The organism is Kitasatospora brasiliensis (genome assembly GCF_032654805.1).
Lineage (GTDB): Bacteria > Actinomycetota > Actinomycetes > Streptomycetales > Streptomycetaceae > Kitasatospora > Kitasatospora brasiliensis.
Genome location: NZ_JAUOOW010000006.1, coordinates 477,136 through 493,216, shown reverse-complemented (window position 1 = coordinate 493,216; position 16,081 = coordinate 477,136). Strand labels below are relative to the sequence as shown.

Here is a 16,081-nt window from a genome sequence, read left to right as displayed (position 1 = left end):
ATGCCGTTCGTGTCCGAGACGAGGTCCGAGACGGTGTCCACGGCGGTGTCCACGGCGGGGGTCGAGCCGGTGTTCGAGACGAGGCCCGAGCTGCGGCCCTATCCCAAGATCCCCGCCCGCACCCGCTCCGGCGGACCCGGCAGCCGAGAGTGGACGGCGGCGGAGAAGGTGCACGGGGCGCACTTCGCGGTGGTCTGCGAGGGCGGCTCGGTGCGGGCCGCGAAGCGGCGTGAGCTGCTGGACGACGAAGGGCTGGACGGCTTCTTCGGCGTCAGCCGGATCTGGCCCGAACTGTCCGTCGCCGCTGCCCGGTTCGCGGCCCTGCTGGGTGAGACCCTGCGTGAGACTCCGCGTGAGACCTCGGGTGAGGCCCCGCGCGAGACGTCACGCGAGACCTGGGGCTCCGACGCCACGGTGACGATCTACGGCGAACTGGCCGGCGGCCGCTACCCGCACCCCGAGGTGCCCGCCTCCCCGGGAGTCGAGCCGGTGCAGACCGGCGTCTGGTACGCCCCCGGTCTGCGCTGGCTGCCCTTCGACGCCACCGTCGAGACGCCCGAAGGTCGTTGGTGGATCGCCGACCGCACGCTGCGCACCGTCGCGCGGGCGGCAGGGCTCACCTGCGTGCCCCTGCTCGGGCGCGGCCCGTTGACCGTCCTGCACGACCTGCCGGTCCGCTACCCGAGCCGGGTTCCCACCCTGTTCGGTCTGCCCGAGCTGCCGGGCAACCTCGCCGAGGGGTACGTCCTCAAGCCGGCCGGCGAGTGGCGCGAGTCGGCGGCGGCCCGTCCGCTGGTGAAGGTGAAGCAGCAGGCCTTCGCCGAGGACGACCGCTACGACGGCGCCCGCCCGTACCTGCCCCCGCCCGAGGGTGCGGCGGGCGTCCCGGCCTGGCTGCTCGTCCAGGCCTCGGCCCTGCTCACCCCGGCCCGGGCGGCGGCGGCCGTCAGCAAGCTCGGGCCGCGCACCCCGGCGGAGGCGGTGGCGGCCGAGATCGCGCAGGACGTGGCGGAGGAACTCGCCGAGGCGCTGGGCGGGTTGGAGGCGTCCGTGCTGGCCGCGTTGCACAGCGCGCTGGAGCCGGGGGCGCTGGCGTTGGCGGCCTTCGACACGGAGGACCGGCGCTCCACCTGACCGGCGCGACACCTGGGTGACACGGCGCTGAGGGAGCGGGGGAGGGGGGCTTCCCAGGCCGCCGGGCGGGCCGCATCATGGGCTCCCCCGGTTCGGGCAGCACCGCCATGACCCCCGGGCCAGGGCCACTCCCAGGAGGCAGAAGAGATGACGATCCCACCCCCCGTTCGGATTCAGGCCGCTGTCGTCCGCGCCGCGTACGCCCTACCGGAGGGCCTGCGGCGGGCCATCGCGGGCAGGCCGGTGGTCCGGGACGGCCAGACGCTATCGCTGGACGCGCAGTTGATACTCAAGCTCCAACAGCTCTCCAAGGCGTCCCTGGTGATGCCGGGCGGGATCGGGCCGTCGCGGGCCGCGATGGAGCACGCCCGGCACCTGGTCGGCGGCCCGACGGACCGTACGGTGACCGCGCGGGCCATCGGAATCCCGCAGGAGCACGGCGAGTTGGCCGCGACGCTGTACACCCCGGCCGGGCTGGCGCCGGGCTCCGGCCTGCTGGTCTTCCTGCACGGCGGCGGCTGGGTGGTCGGCAGCCGGGCCAGCCACGACCACGTCTCCCGCTTCCTGGCCCGCCGGGCGGGGGTGCGGGTGCTGTCGGTGGAGTACCGACTGGCGCCCGAGCACGTGTTCCCGGCGGCGGCCGAGGACGCGCTGGCCGCGTTCGAGCACGCCTACGCCAAGGCAGCCGACCTGGGCGCCGACCCGGACCGGATCGCGATCGGCGGGGACAGTGCGGGCGGCAACCTGGCCGCCGTCGCCACCCAGCAGGCCGTCCGGCGGGGCGGGCCGGCTCCGGCGTTCCAGCTGCTGGTGTACCCGGCGGCCGACGCCACGACCCGGCGCCGCTCGCGCGAGCTGTTCGGCGAGGGGTTCTTCCTGACCGACGGGGACATGGACTGGGCCGCCGACCGGTACGCGCCCGCGCCCATCGACCGGGCCGACCCGCGGCTGTCGCCGCTGCTCGCCGAGGACCTGACCGGCCTGCCGCCCGCGTACATCGCCACCGCGGGCTTCGACCCGCTGCGCGACGAGGGTGAGGCGTACGCGCGGGCGCTGGAGGAGGCCGGTGTGGCGGTGCGGCTGAGCCGGCAGGCGGACCTGATCCACGGGTACGTCAACTACCTGGGGCTCGGCGGCCGGTTCCGGGAGGCGACGGCCGAGGCGGCGGAGGCGCTGCGGCAGGCGATCGGGTCGGCGTAGCGGACGGCGAAGGGTGGGACCCCGCACGGGGGCCCGCCCTTCCGCGCGCCAAGAGCAAGCCGATCAAGCCGAGTGCAAGCCGATCAAGCCGAGCAAAGCCGAGCAAGCCGAGTGCAAGCCGATCAGGCCGACCGAGTGCGAGCCGAGCGCAGTCCGAGCGCAGTCCGAGCGCAGTCCGCGTGCCATCCGAACGCAGGGGGCGCGAGCCCAACGGCCGTGCGCCGGATCGTTGCTGCACAGGGGGTTCTCCGCGACCGGCTCTTATTGTACTGTCCGTCTAATAAGCGGGTGAGCGGGAACCCGCGGAGCAGGAACCTGGAGGCAGCCATGGCTCTCACCTGGCAGGCGGGACACGGCCACACCAAGGCCGACGACGACGTCTCGAAGCGGCTGCTGGAGTCGGCCGCCACCCTCTCCTACGACCCCTCGGCCGAGATCGACTGGGACGCCCCCCTGCCGGACGACCACTTCGGCCTCAACCCTGAGTGGAGCACCCTCTACGGCACCAGGCTGTGGGACGGGATGACCGAGCGGCAGCGGGTCACGCTCACCCGGCACGAGGTCTGCTCGATCATGTACACCGGCATCTGGTTCGAGACGATCCTCCAGCAGATGGTGCTGCGCGACCAGTACCTCAAGAACCCCGCCAGCGCCGAGTTCCAGTTCGCGCTCACCGAGATCGCCGACGAGTGCCGCCACTCGATCATGTTCGCCCGGGCCTGCGCCAAGATGGGCGTCCCCGCCTACCGGCCGAACAAGCTGATCGCCCAGGCCGGTCGCGCGTTCAAGGCGGTCGCCAGGGGTGAACTCGCCTACGGCGGCATCCTGGTGGCGGAAGAGGTGCTCGACGTCATGCAGCGCGACTGGATGCGCGGCGAGAACGTGCTGGAGATCGTCCGCGGCACCTCCCGGATCCACGTGCTGGAGGAGTCGCGGCACATGAAGTTCGCCCGGCAGGAGATCCGCGAGCGGATGCGTCACGCGAGCCCGGCCCGTCGGCGCGCCTCGGCCACCGGCATCGCCATGGGCGCGTACATCATCGTCACCAGCATGATCCACCCGGGCGTGTACCAGGCCGCCGGGCTCGATGTGCAGCGCGCGCTCGACGAGGCGCGGGCCAGCGAGCACCGCAAGACGATGATGCGCACCAGCTCCCGGCACCTGATGGCCTTCCTCGCCGAGACCGGGCTGCTCACCAGCCGCTCGGCGGCCGTCTACCGCAAGGTGAACATGCTCTGACCGGCAGCCGGTCACCCGTCTCCATCCCCCCCCCCACGCGCAGCGAGGACCTCACCCCGGCCATGGCGTACGCGATCACCCAGACCTGCTGCAACGACGCTTCGTGCGTGTCCGTCTGCCCGGTCAACTGCATCCACCCGACCCCGGACGAGCCGGAGTTCGGCACCACCGACATGCTGTACATCGACCCGCAGGCGTGCATCGACTGCGGCGCCTGCGCCGACGCCTGCCCGGTGGACGCGGTGTTCCCGGTCGACCGGCTGCGCGGACCGGACACCGTGTTCGGCGACCTCAACCGCGATTGGTTCCGCGACCACCCCAGCGACCACGCCTGGGGCGCCCCCAGCTTCCCGCGCAGCCTGCCCGGCGACCTCGGCGCGCTGCGGATCGCGGTCGTCGGCACCGGGCCGTCCGCCGGGTACACCGCGCAGGAACTGCTGCGCGGCACCAGCGCCGAGATCACCATGATCGACCGGCTGCCGGTCACCGGCGGCCTGCTGCGGCACGGCGTCGCCCCCGACCACCAGTCCACCAAGCGGATCGCGGAGAGCTTCGCGAGCGTCTTCCACGACCCGAGGCTGCGGATGAACCTCAACGTGGAGGTCGGCACGGACGTCACCCACCAGGAGCTGGCCGCGCACCACCACGCGGTGGTCTACGCGGTCGGCGCGGCCGCCGACCGCCGGCTCGGCATCCCCGGCGAGGACCTGCCGGGCAGCCTGCCCGCGACCGCCTTCGTCGGCTGGTACAACGCCGAACCGACCGTGCCGGCCGACGCGGTGGAGCTGTCGGCGGCGCGGCGGGCGGTGGTGGTCGGCAACGGCAACGTCGCGGTGGACATCGCCCGCATCCTGCTCACCGACCCCGACCGGCTCGCCGTCACCGACATCGCCGACCACGCCCTCGCCGCGCTGCGCGGCAGCTCGGTGCGCGAGGTGGTGCTGCTCGCCCGGCGCGGGCCGGAGCAGGCGGCCTGGACCAGGGCGGAGTTCCTGGCGCTGCGGCAACTGCCGGGCGTCGAGGTGGTGGTGGCGGACGACCCGGAGGTGCGGGCGGCGATCGAGGGCGCGGCGGCCGGGTCCCAGGCGGCGCAGCTGGCCGGGCTGCCGTTGGTCCCGTACGACGGGTGCGCGGAGCCGGGGCCGGAGCGGCGGATCGTGCTGCGGTTCCTGTCGGCGCCGGTCGGCCTCTCCGGGGACGGGAAGGTCGAGGCCCTGGCCGTCGAGCGGACGGTGGTGGCGGCGGACGGCGAGGTCGAGGGCACCGGGGCCGAGGACGTGCTGCGGACCGGGCTGGTGGTGCGCTCGATCGGCCACCGGGGCGTGCCGCTGCCCGGGTTGCCGTTCGACGAGCGGACCGGGACGGTCGCGCATCGGGAGGGGCGGGTCGTCGACCCGGCGACCGGCCGGGTACTGCCGGGGACGTACGTGGTGGGGTGGGCCAAGCGCGGCCCGTCCGGCGGGATCGGCGCCAATCGGGCCTGTGCGCGGGAGACCGTGGACGCGCTGATGGACGACGCGGCCGCCCGCGCGCTGCCCGTACCGGTGGCGGGCCGCAAGGAGTTCGACCTGCTGGTGCGGCAACGGCGGCCGGACGCGGTCGGGCTGCGCGAGCTGCGGGCGGTGGACCGCGCGGAGCGTGAGCGCGGCGAGGCCGAGGGGCGGCCCCGGGTGAAGCTCGCCACCGTGTCCGAGCTGCTGGCGGCGGGGCGTCGCCGGTAGTCGGGCCGGCGGTGGTGGCCGGGGGGAAGACGTGCGCAGGAAGTCGGGTGGGCCGACTTCCTGCGCACTCGGCTGTCTTCCGGCACCCGGCTGTCTTCCCGCGCACCCGGCTGTCTTCCGGCACCCGGCCGTCTTCCCGCGCACCCGGCCGCGCGGCGGGCGGCCCGCGCGTGGGGTGACACGCGGAGCGCCGGGTTGACGCGGCCGTGTCCCGGGGCGGGCGGGGCGCGTTGGGTGGGCGTGAGTGGTGTTCGGGCGAGGCCGGAGCGAGAACCGGTTGAGGAAACGATCCTGCGCGGCCTCCCGGACAGGCCGGAACAGGTCCCCATCTACGCCGAACTGGCCCGGCGCTGGCTGGCCGAAGGACGCTCCGTACCCGGGCTGCCCGATCCGGCCGAGGCTCAGTCCATGACGCCCGACTCGGGGCTCGCCTCGAACCGGAACCCGGGAACGGCCTCGGAGTGGAACCCGGGGTAGAACTGCCCGGCCCAGCGGCGGAACAGCCCGATCGAACGCTCCCCGGGGACCAGCCGGGGCTGCGCCAGGTACCGCTTGTGGGCCAGCACCACCCGGTCCTGCCCGATGATCCGCACCGTGGCCCGCAACGCCGCCCAGGAAGCCGCCCGATCGACGGCCCGCACCGAGCGGCCCCCCGGCACCGGCACCGTGGCGGCGGCCGCCACGCACACCCTGGTCCGCCAGGGCGCGAGCGGCGTCGGCAGCACCCACAGCCACAAGGTGCCGCCCACCTGGGGCAGTTCGACCTCCAGGTGCATCAGGCCGAGCCCCGCCAGCGTCACCGGCTGCTCCAGGCTCACCGGGCCCAGCCCCGGGAACCGGGCGGTGGTGCGCTGGTGGACGGTGAACAGTGGTCCGGCCACCTCCGGCGGGGCGGCCTCCCGGGTGTCCAGGCCGTGCAGGACGCGCACGTGCCGGAAGTCGACGATGTTCTCCATCACCTCCTGCGGGTGGGTGGGCTCCTCCCCGCTCCACCAGGCCAGCGGCCGCACCCCGACCGCCGGCGGCAGCTCCCAGGAGGGATCACCGCCATCAGGGGCACCCGCCCAGACGAACAGCATGCCGTCCCGCTCGCGCAGATGGCGCCCGGCCAGCCCGCCCCGGAAGCGGACACCGTCCGGGGAGCCGGTGCAGGAACCGTCCAGGCCGAAGGCGAAGCCGTGGAATGGGCAGACCAGCTCCTCGCCCCGGACCGTCCCGCCCGCCCCGAAGTGGGCACCCAGGTGCGGGCAGTGCGGCCCGACCGCGCGCACCGCTCCCCGGCGCGTCCGGTACAGCACCACGTCCTCGCCCATCAGCCGGACCGTCCGCAACCGCCCGGGCGCCAGCTCCCGCAGCCGGCCGACGCAGAACCAACCACTGGGGTACGGCAACGGGGCGGAACGCTCGACCACGGCGGGATCACCTCGACGGCGCGACGGGCTTGACGGCCGTGTGAACGTACCAGGCGACGTGCTCGCGCACCGCGTACATCTCCACCGTGGACCGGAGATTGAGCCACTTGGCCGGATCGCCGAGGCGCCGCAGCACCGCCCACGGCAACCGGAAGTACGAGTACACCGCCTCGGAGGTCGGCAGGTAGTACGGTGTCGCGTCCAGCGCCTCCTCGACCTCGAACCCGGCCTCGGTGAGCAGCCGCGGGAGATTGCCGGCGTGGTAGACCCGGGCACCCACCATGGTCATCGCGTCCAGGTACGGTTCGAGCAACGCCCGTGCCCGCGCGGGGAGTTCCTCCAGCGGGCCGGTGCTCATCGGGCCGAGCAGCACCAACCGCCCGCCGGGGCGCAGCACCCGGTGGAACTCGGCCAGGGCGGCGGCCGGATCGTAGGAGTGGACCAGCGTCTCCATTGAGTACGCGCCGTCGAACTCCCCGTCGCCGAACGGGAGCCGGTGGAAGTCGCTGTAGCGGAACACCGTCCGCGCGCCCATCCGCGCCCGGGCGCTGAGCCGACGGGCCTCGGCGAGGTGGAAGTCCAGTACGTCGACCCCCGTCACCAGCAGCCCGAACCGCACCGCCATCGCTCGCGCCACCACCCCCGCCCCGCACCCGACATCCAGCACCCGGGCCCGCGCGGGCAGCGCCAACTTCCGCCCCAGCACGTCCTCCAACTGCCGTTGCGCCCGCCACAGCCGCCACTTCGACTGCCCCGGCTCCGTCCACCCCCAGTGCCGTGCGTTGCGCGCCACCCGCGCGTAGAACCACTTGCTCCCCGCCCGCCCGTACACCCTGCGCAACCCGGCCAGATCGAGTCCCTCAGCGCCCATACCACCGGGCTACCCGCCGAGTGGGGAGGGCTATCCGGCGACACGCGAAGATGCCTCGAAGGGGGGAATCGTGTGGTGGTAGGGCAAGCGGACCGGAGGTCAGGCGGCTCACAACGTCAATCCCCTGGTGCCGCAGGACAACCTTGCGCGCTGCCCTCATCTCCTCCGAGTCCGGATCGAATTCCAGCTGGAGGGGAGCTACTTCGATCCCCGGCGGGGAATCGTGTCCGGCCCGCACCGGTTCACGCCTGCGGACGTGTTCCGTTCGCCGGCCGCGCTCTCGCCACCGCCGAGCCCGCAGCTGAGCAACCAGCTCCAGACGGACGAGGGCCTGGACGTGCTGTGGTCGGACACCACCGGCCCGGCCTGCCGCGGCCTGGTGCACGAGGGTTTGCACGCCATCGGCATCCAGCGCGCTGTGGAGGCCCGGCGGGAGACCGGAAAGGTGATCTCCCGCATCCTCAAGCAGCACGACAAGGGGTGCTTCAAGCTCCTGGAGTACGCGCCGGAGCCGGTGACCTGGGCGGCCTGCCGGTCACTTCCGCTGGAGACGCTCCACGACGGGAGCAGGACCTCGCCGAAGTGGAGGGAGCTGATCGCCGGCATGCTCCCGGCGGAGACCGAGCGGGTGGCGCACCTGCTGGTTGCCTCCTACGAGCGACTGCGTGGCTCCGACCACATGTTCAAGTTCGCGGCACCCACGCTCGATCTGTGGTTGGAGCTCATTGACGACGTCCGGCCTTGAGCTCGGCCCAGCGGGCGGCCTGTTCCTCCGTGAGCATCCCCCGCAGCTCCGCCAGCTTCAGCAGCTGGGCCTCGGCGTCCGCGCCCAAGGGCTGGGCCTCGGCGCGGTAGTGGTCGGTGAGGAGGGCGTCGAGTTCGGGGCGGGTGAGGGCCGGGTCGAGGCGTTGGGCGAGTTTGGCCATGTTGCGGTAGGAGCCCTGGAGGAGGAACGGGGGCTCGGTGCGGGTGCGGTCGTCCTGGGCGGCGGAGGCGAGGTAGGCGCGGTTGACGGCCAGGACGGTGGAGCGCAGGTGGAGCAGGCCGGCGAGGACGGCGGTCATCCGCTCGACCTCGGCGGCGGGCCAGGCGCCGGCCAGGGTGCCACCGGGCTGTCCGGCGGCGCGGGCGAGCAGGGTGTCGAGGTCGGCGCGTTCGGCGGTGGCGAGCGGGGCCAGGTGGGGGTTGGCGGGAAGGGCGTTCTCGACGAAGCTGAGGGCGAAGAGGTCCTCGCGCCCGGCGACGGCGTCGCCGAGGTTCCAGACGTCGGCGCGGTTGGCGAGCATGTCGGGCAGCCGGAAGTGGCGGCCGGACTCGGTGTACGGGTTGGCGGCCATGACGACGGCGAAGCGCTTGCCGCGCAGGTCCCATTCGCGGGCCTCGCCGTCCCAGACGCCGTCGATCCGGCGCTGGGCGTCGCAGAGCGGGATGAACCGCTGGAGGAACTCGGGCGAGGTGTGCTGGACGTCGTCCAGGTAGAGCAGCACGTTGTCGCCCGCGTGCAGGGCGAAGTTGAGCTTCTCGACCTCGCGCCGGGAGGTGGCGTCGGGGGCCTCGGCCGGGTCCAGCGAGGTGACCCGGTGGCCGAGGGCGGGGCCGCTGACGGAGACCAGCAGCAGGCCGAGCCGCTCGGCGAGGTATTCGACCAGGGTGGTCTTGCCGTAGCCGGGCGGGGAGACCAGCAGCAGCAGGCCGCTGCGGTCGACCGGTCCGCCGGACTGCGCGGTGCCGAGCTGCTTGGCGAGGTTGTCGCCGACCAGCGGCAGGTACACCTGGTCGATGAGCCGGTTGCGGACGAAGCCGTTGAGCGGGGCGGGCCGGTACTGGTCGAGCCGCAGCCGGGCGTGCTCGGCGGCCAGCAGTTCGCCGCGCAGCCGCTGGTAGGACCGGTAGCCGGGTACTTCGACCCGCTCGAACTCGCCGACCCGGGCGAGCAGGTCGTCCAGCCGTAGGTCCAGTGCGCCGCCGTGGATCCGGGGGTGGTCGCCGAGCAGTCCGGTGATCCGGGCGGCCACCGCCCCCTCGGCCAGGCGGCGCGGCAGGGACGGGCAGAGCAGGACGGCGGCGGCCTCGGTGAGGTCGCCCCGGTCGGCGTCGCGGGCGCCGGACTCCAGCCAGGAGGCGGCCAGTTGGCGCCGTACGGGCAGCAGCGAGGGGTCCTCGGGCAGGGCGGCCAGCGCCTCGGTGAGGCCGGCCGACTCGGGGGCGGCGTGGAACTTGTCGAGCAGTGCGGCGGCGCCCGCCGAGTGGGCGAAGCTGGGGGTCGCGGCGGCCAGTTCGGCCGCCAGGTAGGCGCCGGCGGGCTCCGCGCCGGGGGCGAAGTCGTCGACAGCGGCGCTGAGTTCGTCGGCGAGGGCGTCCAGCGCCGGGACCGGCCCGTATGCCTCCCGGGCGAGGCTCAGCGAGCGGGCGCGGGTGTGCCAGAGCAGCCGTTGCCGTTCGTCGGTGCCGTGCGCCCAGTACAGCTGGGCGGCGGCCCGGGCGCCCGCCGGGTGGCGCAACAGTCCGGCCTCGGCGCCGAGTTCGAGCAGGGCGCGGAGCAGTAGCGCCGCGTCGTGGTCGTGTACGCCGCGCTGGTAGCCCTCGTCGGGCCGCTGTTCGGCCGCTCGCCGGACGTACTCCAGCAGGTCGCTGTCGGGGGAGAGCGAGCCCGGGTCGGCGGCCGGCAGCAGGCTCGCGGCGAGGTATTCGGCGCGGTAGAGCCGCGGGGTCTCCGAGGGCAGCGGCTGGTCCCAGTAGCGCTCGGTGGCGGCGAAGGCCGGGTCGGTGACGGGGGAGCGGTAGTCGGTGCCGGTGAGGGTGAAGGCGGGGCGTCCGCGCCAGGGGACCAGGGCGAGTTCGGGTCGCTGGGTGGTGACGGCGAACAGGTGCCGGCCCAGGCGCAGGGTGCCGGGGCCGTCTCCGGCGAGGTCGGTGCGGTCGCGCAGCGCTCGCAGGGCGAGGCCGCGGGCGGCGCGCAGTCGTCCGGTGAGTTCCTCGGCCCGGACCCGGTCGCCGAGCGCGGTCAACTGCCCGGCGAGGTCGCGGAGTTTGACGGAGGTCGGGTCGGCCGCGAGGGCCGCCTCGATCTCCTCTTGGCTGCCGAGGGCGGCGAGCCGGCGGTGCAGGGTGTCGAGGATGCGCTCGGCGGAGGCGGCCAGCCGGTCGGCGCGCCGGGCCCGTTCCTCCAGCAGGTGCTGGCGGCGGGCGGTGAGCGCGTCGTGGATCTCGGTGCGCCGGCCGGCGAGCTGCTCGCCGAGGGCCGGGTCGGCGTCGGCGAAGCGGGTCTCCAACTGCTCGATCCGCAGCAGCAGTCGGCCGAGCTGCTCGTCGCAGTTCTCGGGGGTGTCGGCGGCGGCGAGCGCGGCGGTGGTGGCCTGGCCGAGCAGGGCGGTCTCGGCGGCGAACTCGGCGGAGGCCTCGTGGGTGCGCAGTTCCCGGCGGCGTACGGTCAGGGTGGAGCGGGCCCGGTTGAGCAGCCCGAGGACGTCGGCGAGCCGGTCGAGGATCGCGGTGCGGGTGGTGGCGTCGGCCAGGTCGAGGGTGCCGACCAGCTCCGAGACGGTCTGCAAGGCCTCGCTCTGGGTGGCGAGTTCGAGGCCCAGCGGCTCGGCCTCGGCGGCGGTGGCGATGGCGGCGCAGCGCTCGGCCAGCTCGCCGGCCCGGTGTCGGTGCGGTTCGAAGGCGGTCGGTTCGGCGAGTTGGCCGATGGCGCGGTCGGCGGCCTCGGCGAGGCCTTCGGCGAGGTGGGCGGCGAGCGCGTCGATCCGCTGCGGATCGACGCGCGGCAGGTCGCGCAGCGCCTCGACGCGGCCCTGGGCGCGGCGCAGTCCGGCCAGCCGGTCGACCCACTCGGCGGCGTCGGCCAGGGTCTCGCCGCGGGCGGTGCGCAGCAGTCCTTCGACGTGCTCGGCGGTCTCGTCGCTCTGCCGGGCGGCGTGCGCGGTGAGCTGGGCGACGGCCTCGTACTCGGCGATGACCTGCCGGGCGGTGTCGCGGATCTCGGTGAGCGGCGCGGCGAGGTCGCCGAGGCCGCCTTGGCCGAGCCAGTGGTGCCGGTCGGCGGTGCGGGTGCAGGCGGAGAGGACGGCTTGATGGCCGGCCGGGGTGTCGGCGCCGGCCGCGGCGAGCCGGGCCAGGGCCAGGCAGTCGGCCAGGCCGCGGACCAGGTCGGCGTTGCCGATCCGGGCCAACGGGCCGGTGCCGGGCGGCTGTTCGGCGGCGAAGCGCTCGCTGGTGAACGGGGTCTGCCAGAGCTGGACGGGGTGCAGCCGGGTCGGACCGTCCTCGGCCGGGCGCAGAGCGATGAGGGTGCCGTCGGCGAGCAGCGCGTAGCCCTGGCAGGGCAGCGGGGCGGCGGCCTCCTGGCGGACGCTGTTGTACGGCTGGAGCAGGGCGCGGCCGTCGGCGGGGGAGCGGAACTCGTACAGCACGTCCTCGCCGTTGGGCGAGACCACGGTGCGCTCGTACAGCAGGCCGTCGACGGGCTGGTCGAAGGTGCGCACGGTGCCGTCCACCAGGTGGCAGCCGCCGGGGAAGGCGACGCCCTGGTCGGCGGGCAGCCGCAGGCAGGCCTGGCCGAGCGCGTCGATCCGGGTGACCGTGCCGGTGGGCAGGTGGACGACCAGGTGCCGTTCGGTCTCCTCCTGGTACGGGCGCACCCGCACCAGCAGCAGGGTGCCGAGCCGGGCGTGGGCGATCCGGGCGTCGGCGAGGGTCTGGAGGGCCTCGGCCAGTGGTTCGTGGTGCAGCTCCCGGCCGTCCGGGGCGGCGATGGTCAGCCGGCCGCCGTCGACGCCGACCAGCAGTTCGCCGGCCAGGTCGGCGCGGGGCGGGCGGCCGGGGCCGGCGGGCAGCTGGTCGTCCCGGGTGAGGCTGGTCCAGGGCAGCTGTTGGCCGGCGGCGGGGGTGTGGTCGCGTTCGCCGCGCCCGTCCAGGTACGAGGCCTGGGCCTCGTCGTCCAGGCGCCAGCGCAGCACCCGGACGTCGGTGGCGGCCGGGCCGGTGCGGAAGACGGCGAGCAGCCGGCCGTCCACCGGGCGCAGCCGTTCCAGCCGGGCGTCGCGGAAGTAGCGGCGCAGGTCGGCGAGGTCCTGGCGGAGCCGGGGGTCGTCCAGCAGGGTGCCCTCGGCGGGCGCGGGGGTGAGGTCGGGGTGGTGCAGGCCGAGGAGGTCGGTGAAGTCGCCTTCGCCGTCGGCGGGTTCGGCGCCGCGGGTGGCGAGCAGCAGCAGTCCGCCGACGGCGGTGAGGTCCTGCGGCAGGCAGGCCCGGGCGGTGGTGAGCCGTCCGGTGCCGGCCAGTCGCAGCTCCCCGCCGCCGAACTCGGCGACCCGGCGGGCGTTCAACGCCTGGGCCCGGTCGGCGAGTTCGGCGGCGGCTCGGGCGAGCCGGTCGCGCAGGACCTCGTAGGTGCCGGTGTCGAGCCGGGCGTCGAGGGCGTCCACGGTCACGGTTGCTTCCTCAGGTGCTCAGCGGATCGTTACGGACGGCCGGATGCTACTTGGAGCCGTTGACCGAAGCGCCGGCCAGCGTCCCGATCGGGGTCTCCGCGATGCCCAGCTGTCGTGCCGACTCCAGGAGTTGGCGCAGCTGGCCGGCCTGGCCGCCGGTGCCCGAGCCGATCAGCTTCATCAGCAGCGCGGACACCGTCAGGTTCTGCACGTCCGCGGTGGAGACCGAGGAGAGCACCTTGGTGAGGTCGTCGGTGAAGCTGGCCCGGCCGTCCAGCCAGGGGCCGGCGAGGGTCTGGGCGGTCTGCGAGTGTCCGACGAAGGCGTCCACGCTCTTGCCGGCCGTCACCGACTGGACCAGCCGGTCGAAGAACACCGAGTCCCCGCCGACGATGTCGATCTTCGCCTTCTCCAGCCCGGTCGCGACCAGGGCGGCCTGGGCCTCGGCGATCTGCCGCTGGGCGTCCAGCCCTGCCAGTCGGACGTCCTTCTCGGCGGCCAGCCGCAGCCGGTACTCCTCGTGCTCGCGCGAGGCGTCGTCCAGTTTGGCCATCGCCGCGGCCTTCTCGGTCAGGCCCTCGGCCTCGGCCTTCAGCTTGGCGCCGACCTCCAGCGCGGCGGCCTTGGCCTTCTCGGCCTGGACGACGGCCTCGGCGAGGCCGACCTTCTCCACCGCCGCGGCCTCCTGCTCCCGCACCTGGACCTTGGCCAGGCCCTCGGCGGCGGCCTCCGCCCGGATGCCCTCGGCCATCCGGATCTTGGCGGCCGCGTCCAGCTCGGCGGCCTGCTGCCGGGCCTCGGCCAGCACCAGCGCCTCGCGGGCCTTGTGCGTGGCGGCCTGCTCGGCGGCTTCCGCGGCCTTGATGTCCTTGACGAGCTTCTCCTGCGCCTCGGCCTCGGCCTGGATGACCACGGCCTTGCGGACGCGCTCGGCCTCCTCGGTGGCGCGCAGGGTCTTGACGGCCTCCTCCTGCTCGGCGACGGTGCGGTCCACCGCGACCCGCTCGCGGACCACGTCGGCGACCTCGCGCTTGGCGGACTCGACTTCCTTCGACTTGGCGATCACGGCGAGTTCGGTCTCCCGCTCGCGGCCGACGACCTCCAGCAGGCGGTCCTTCTCGATCCGCTCGTTCTCCACCGCGATGACCCGCTCGCGGTTCTTCTGCGCCACCGCGACCTCGCGGGCCTGGTTCTCCCGCTGCACCCCGAGCAGTTCCTCGGTGCGCAGGAAGGCGGTCTGGGCGGTGAGCCGCTCCTCCTCCTGCACTCGGGCGATCACCGCGTCCTCCTTGGCCCGCAGCGTCTCGATCTCGCGGCGCTGGCGGATCTCGGCGTCGGCCTGGCGGCGCTCCAGCTCCAGGACGGCCTCCCGGGCGTCCACGTTCTGCCGGGTGATCTCCTTCTGCTCGTTGCGCTGGTACTCGTTGGTGCGCACGTGCTCGATCGCGGTCAGCTCGGTGATCTTGCGGATGCCCTGGGCGTCGAGGATGTTGTCGGCGTCCAGCTGGTTCATCGGGGTCTGTTCCAGGTGGTCGATGGCCGCGTCCTCAAGGGTGTAGCCGTTGAGGTCGGTGCCGATGACCGCGATGATCTGGTCCCGGAACTCGTGCCGGTGGGTGTACAGGTCGGTGAAGTCCAGCTGCTTGCCGACGGTCTTGAGCGCCTCGGCGAACTTGACGGCGAAGAACTCCTGGATCGCCTGCGGGTCGCTGGCCCGGGCGGTGCCGATCGACTGGGCGACCTTGATGACGTCCTCGACGGTCTTGTTGACCCGGACGAAGAACGAGATCCGGATGTCGGCGCGGATGTTGTCGCGGCAGATCAGACCGTCCCGGCCGGCCCGGTGGATCTCCACCGTCTTCGCGGTGATGTCCATCAACTCGGCCTTGTGGAGCACCGGGAGGACGACCGCGCCGGTGAAGGTCACGTCCACCTTCTTCGTCCGGGAGACGATCAGTGCCTTGCCCTGCTCGACCTTCTGGAACAGGCGGCCCACGAACAACAGCATGGCGAGCACGATGAGCAGCACGACGGCGACGAGCACGCCGAAACCCACGGCGATGGTGTCCATCACGGAGTCCTTTGACGAGATGGCGAGTTGGTGCGAAAGAGATGCGGTGAAGAGCGGCGTAGCGAAAGGAGATGCAGCGAAAGAGATGTGACGAGATGTCAGATGAGCTGGGACGGCGGGTCGAAGGGCGCCACCAGGAAGTGCTCGCCCTCGGCGTCGTAGTCGAAGATCAGGGCGGTCCGGCCGGCCGTCAGGCCGGGTTCGGGCTCCGCCGTGCGGACCTGGACGATCGCGGTGGAGCCGTCCTCCGCGGTGACCTCGGCCTGGCCGAAGCCGGCCGTCACCCGTCCGGTCCGGATCACGCAGACCCGGCCGACGAAATCCCCCCTGGTGACCGGCCGGTCCTGCGGGAAGAGCCGCGACAGCGGCCTGACGAGCACCCGGGTGCCCGCCCAGGAGGCGACCAGCGCGACGACGAACACGCCGCCGCGCGCCGGTGCCCCCGAGGTGAGGACGGTGCCGGACAGGCTGACGAACCAGGCGAGCGCGACCAGCAGCGACACCGCCACCGTCACGGGAACCCCGCCCAGCCCCAGCGCGTCCAGCACGCCTCCATGGTGGCCGGTGCCGTGCCGGTCGGACCCCCCGTCGGCATCGTGCCCCCCGGCACCGTGCCCCACGTGTCCGACGTCTCCGGCGTGCCCCGCGTGTCCGACGTCCGCATGGTGCCCGCCGCCGTGCCCCCCGTGCACGGCGCCGGGGACCAGGCCGCCGAACAGCATCAGCAACCAGTAACCGACCACCACCACCAGCGCGAAGCTGAACACCGCCGTCGGAAAGGCCAGCGCGGCCGTGAGGAAACCTCCCATTCCGGCCACGCACCCCCTGCCTTTCCTCCGGCGCCGCACCTCGGCGCCGGGAAGATCATGGCAGCCGGGACGGCCACCGCACATTGCCAGGATCCGGCAATCTTTACGCCGCTTTGACACCCTGGTACGTGCGGCCCCCGTGACAGTGCAACAACCGGGCAACAGGACGGTCGCCGCTGTGCCGCGACGGGTTTG

10 protein-coding genes are annotated in these 16,081 nt (G+C 73.8%); 5 read left to right on the top strand and 5 right to left on the bottom strand.

The window, feature by feature from the left end; genetic code table 11:
- Positions 1-9 precede the first annotated feature (9 nt).
- From QWJ13_RS25015 to QWJ13_RS25000, 4 genes are all read left to right on the top strand, one after another.
- Positions 10-1,134, top strand: a complete 1,125-nt coding sequence (locus QWJ13_RS25015; RefSeq protein WP_316527190.1) for an RNA ligase family protein — start codon at positions 10-12, stop codon at positions 1,132-1,134.
- A gap of 147 nt (positions 1,135-1,281) precedes the next feature.
- Positions 1,282-2,334, top strand: coding sequence for an alpha/beta hydrolase (locus tag QWJ13_RS25010; protein ID WP_316527189.1), 1,053 nt, complete (start codon positions 1,282-1,284; stop codon positions 2,332-2,334).
- Between the two features lie 327 nt (positions 2,335-2,661).
- A complete protein-coding gene (locus tag QWJ13_RS25005; RefSeq protein ID WP_316527188.1) occupies positions 2,662-3,573 on the top strand; it encodes an AurF N-oxygenase family protein in 912 nt (303 codons plus the stop codon).
- 62 nt (positions 3,574-3,635) lie between these two features.
- Positions 3,636-5,294: a 4Fe-4S binding protein gene (locus tag QWJ13_RS25000; RefSeq protein WP_316527187.1), complete on the top strand. Its 1,659-nt coding sequence runs from the start codon at positions 3,636-3,638 to the stop codon at positions 5,292-5,294.
- Positions 5,295-5,695: 401 nt separating this feature from the next.
- Here QWJ13_RS25000 and QWJ13_RS24995 read toward each other — a convergent pair whose 3' ends face one another.
- A complete protein-coding gene (locus QWJ13_RS24995; protein ID WP_316527186.1) occupies positions 5,696-6,706 on the bottom strand; it encodes an aromatic ring-hydroxylating oxygenase subunit alpha in 1,011 nt (336 codons plus the stop codon).
- A gap of 7 nt (positions 6,707-6,713) precedes the next feature.
- Positions 6,714-7,577, bottom strand: coding sequence for a methyltransferase domain-containing protein (locus tag QWJ13_RS24990; RefSeq protein WP_316527185.1), 864 nt, complete (start codon positions 7,575-7,577; stop codon positions 6,714-6,716).
- A 256-nt stretch (positions 7,578-7,833) separates the two neighbouring features.
- Between QWJ13_RS24990 and QWJ13_RS24985 the strand changes: the two genes are divergently transcribed.
- Positions 7,834-8,322 carry a hypothetical protein gene (locus QWJ13_RS24985; RefSeq protein ID WP_316527184.1) on the top strand — a complete coding sequence of 163 codons (489 nt, stop codon included), beginning with the start codon at positions 7,834-7,836 and terminating at the stop codon, positions 8,320-8,322.
- On the opposite strand, the gene QWJ13_RS24980 is transcribed toward QWJ13_RS24985, so the two are convergent.
- The 3 genes from QWJ13_RS24980 to QWJ13_RS24970 form a co-directional block, all read right to left on the bottom strand.
- Positions 8,300-13,006 carry a DNA repair ATPase gene (locus QWJ13_RS24980; protein ID WP_316527182.1) on the bottom strand — a complete coding sequence of 1,569 codons (4,707 nt, stop codon included), beginning with the start codon at positions 13,004-13,006 and terminating at the stop codon, positions 8,300-8,302. The genes QWJ13_RS24985 and QWJ13_RS24980 overlap by 23 nt on opposite strands.
- Positions 13,007-13,052: 46 nt before the next feature.
- Entirely contained in the window at positions 13,053-15,077 is a 2,025-nt protein-coding gene (locus QWJ13_RS24975) for a flotillin family protein (protein WP_316527181.1), read from the bottom strand.
- Between the two features lie 98 nt (positions 15,078-15,175).
- On the bottom strand, positions 15,176-15,886 hold the full coding sequence (locus QWJ13_RS24970; protein WP_316527179.1) for an OB-fold-containig protein: 711 nt from the start codon (positions 15,884-15,886) through the stop codon (positions 15,176-15,178).
- Between the last annotated feature and the right edge of the window lie 195 nt (positions 15,887-16,081).

What these genes read in the sequence shown, in the direction of transcription:
- QWJ13_RS25010 (WP_316527189.1), top strand. Translation starts at nt 1,282, where the DNA reads ATGACGATCCCACCCCCCGTTCGGATTCAGGCCGCTGTCGTCCGCGCC.
- QWJ13_RS25005 (WP_316527188.1), top strand. Translation starts at nt 2,662, where the DNA reads ATGGCTCTCACCTGGCAGGCGGGACACGGCCACACCAAGGCCGACGAC.
- QWJ13_RS25000 (WP_316527187.1), top strand. Translation starts at nt 3,636, where the DNA reads ATGGCGTACGCGATCACCCAGACCTGCTGCAACGACGCTTCGTGCGTG.
- QWJ13_RS24990 (WP_316527185.1), bottom strand. Translation starts at nt 7,577, where the DNA reads ATGGGCGCTGAGGGACTCGATCTGGCCGGGTTGCGCAGGGTGTACGGG.
- QWJ13_RS24975 (WP_316527181.1), bottom strand. Translation starts at nt 15,077, where the DNA reads ATGGACACCATCGCCGTGGGTTTCGGCGTGCTCGTCGCCGTCGTGCTG.
- QWJ13_RS24970 (WP_316527179.1), bottom strand. Translation starts at nt 15,886, where the DNA reads ATGGGAGGTTTCCTCACGGCCGCGCTGGCCTTTCCGACGGCGGTGTTC.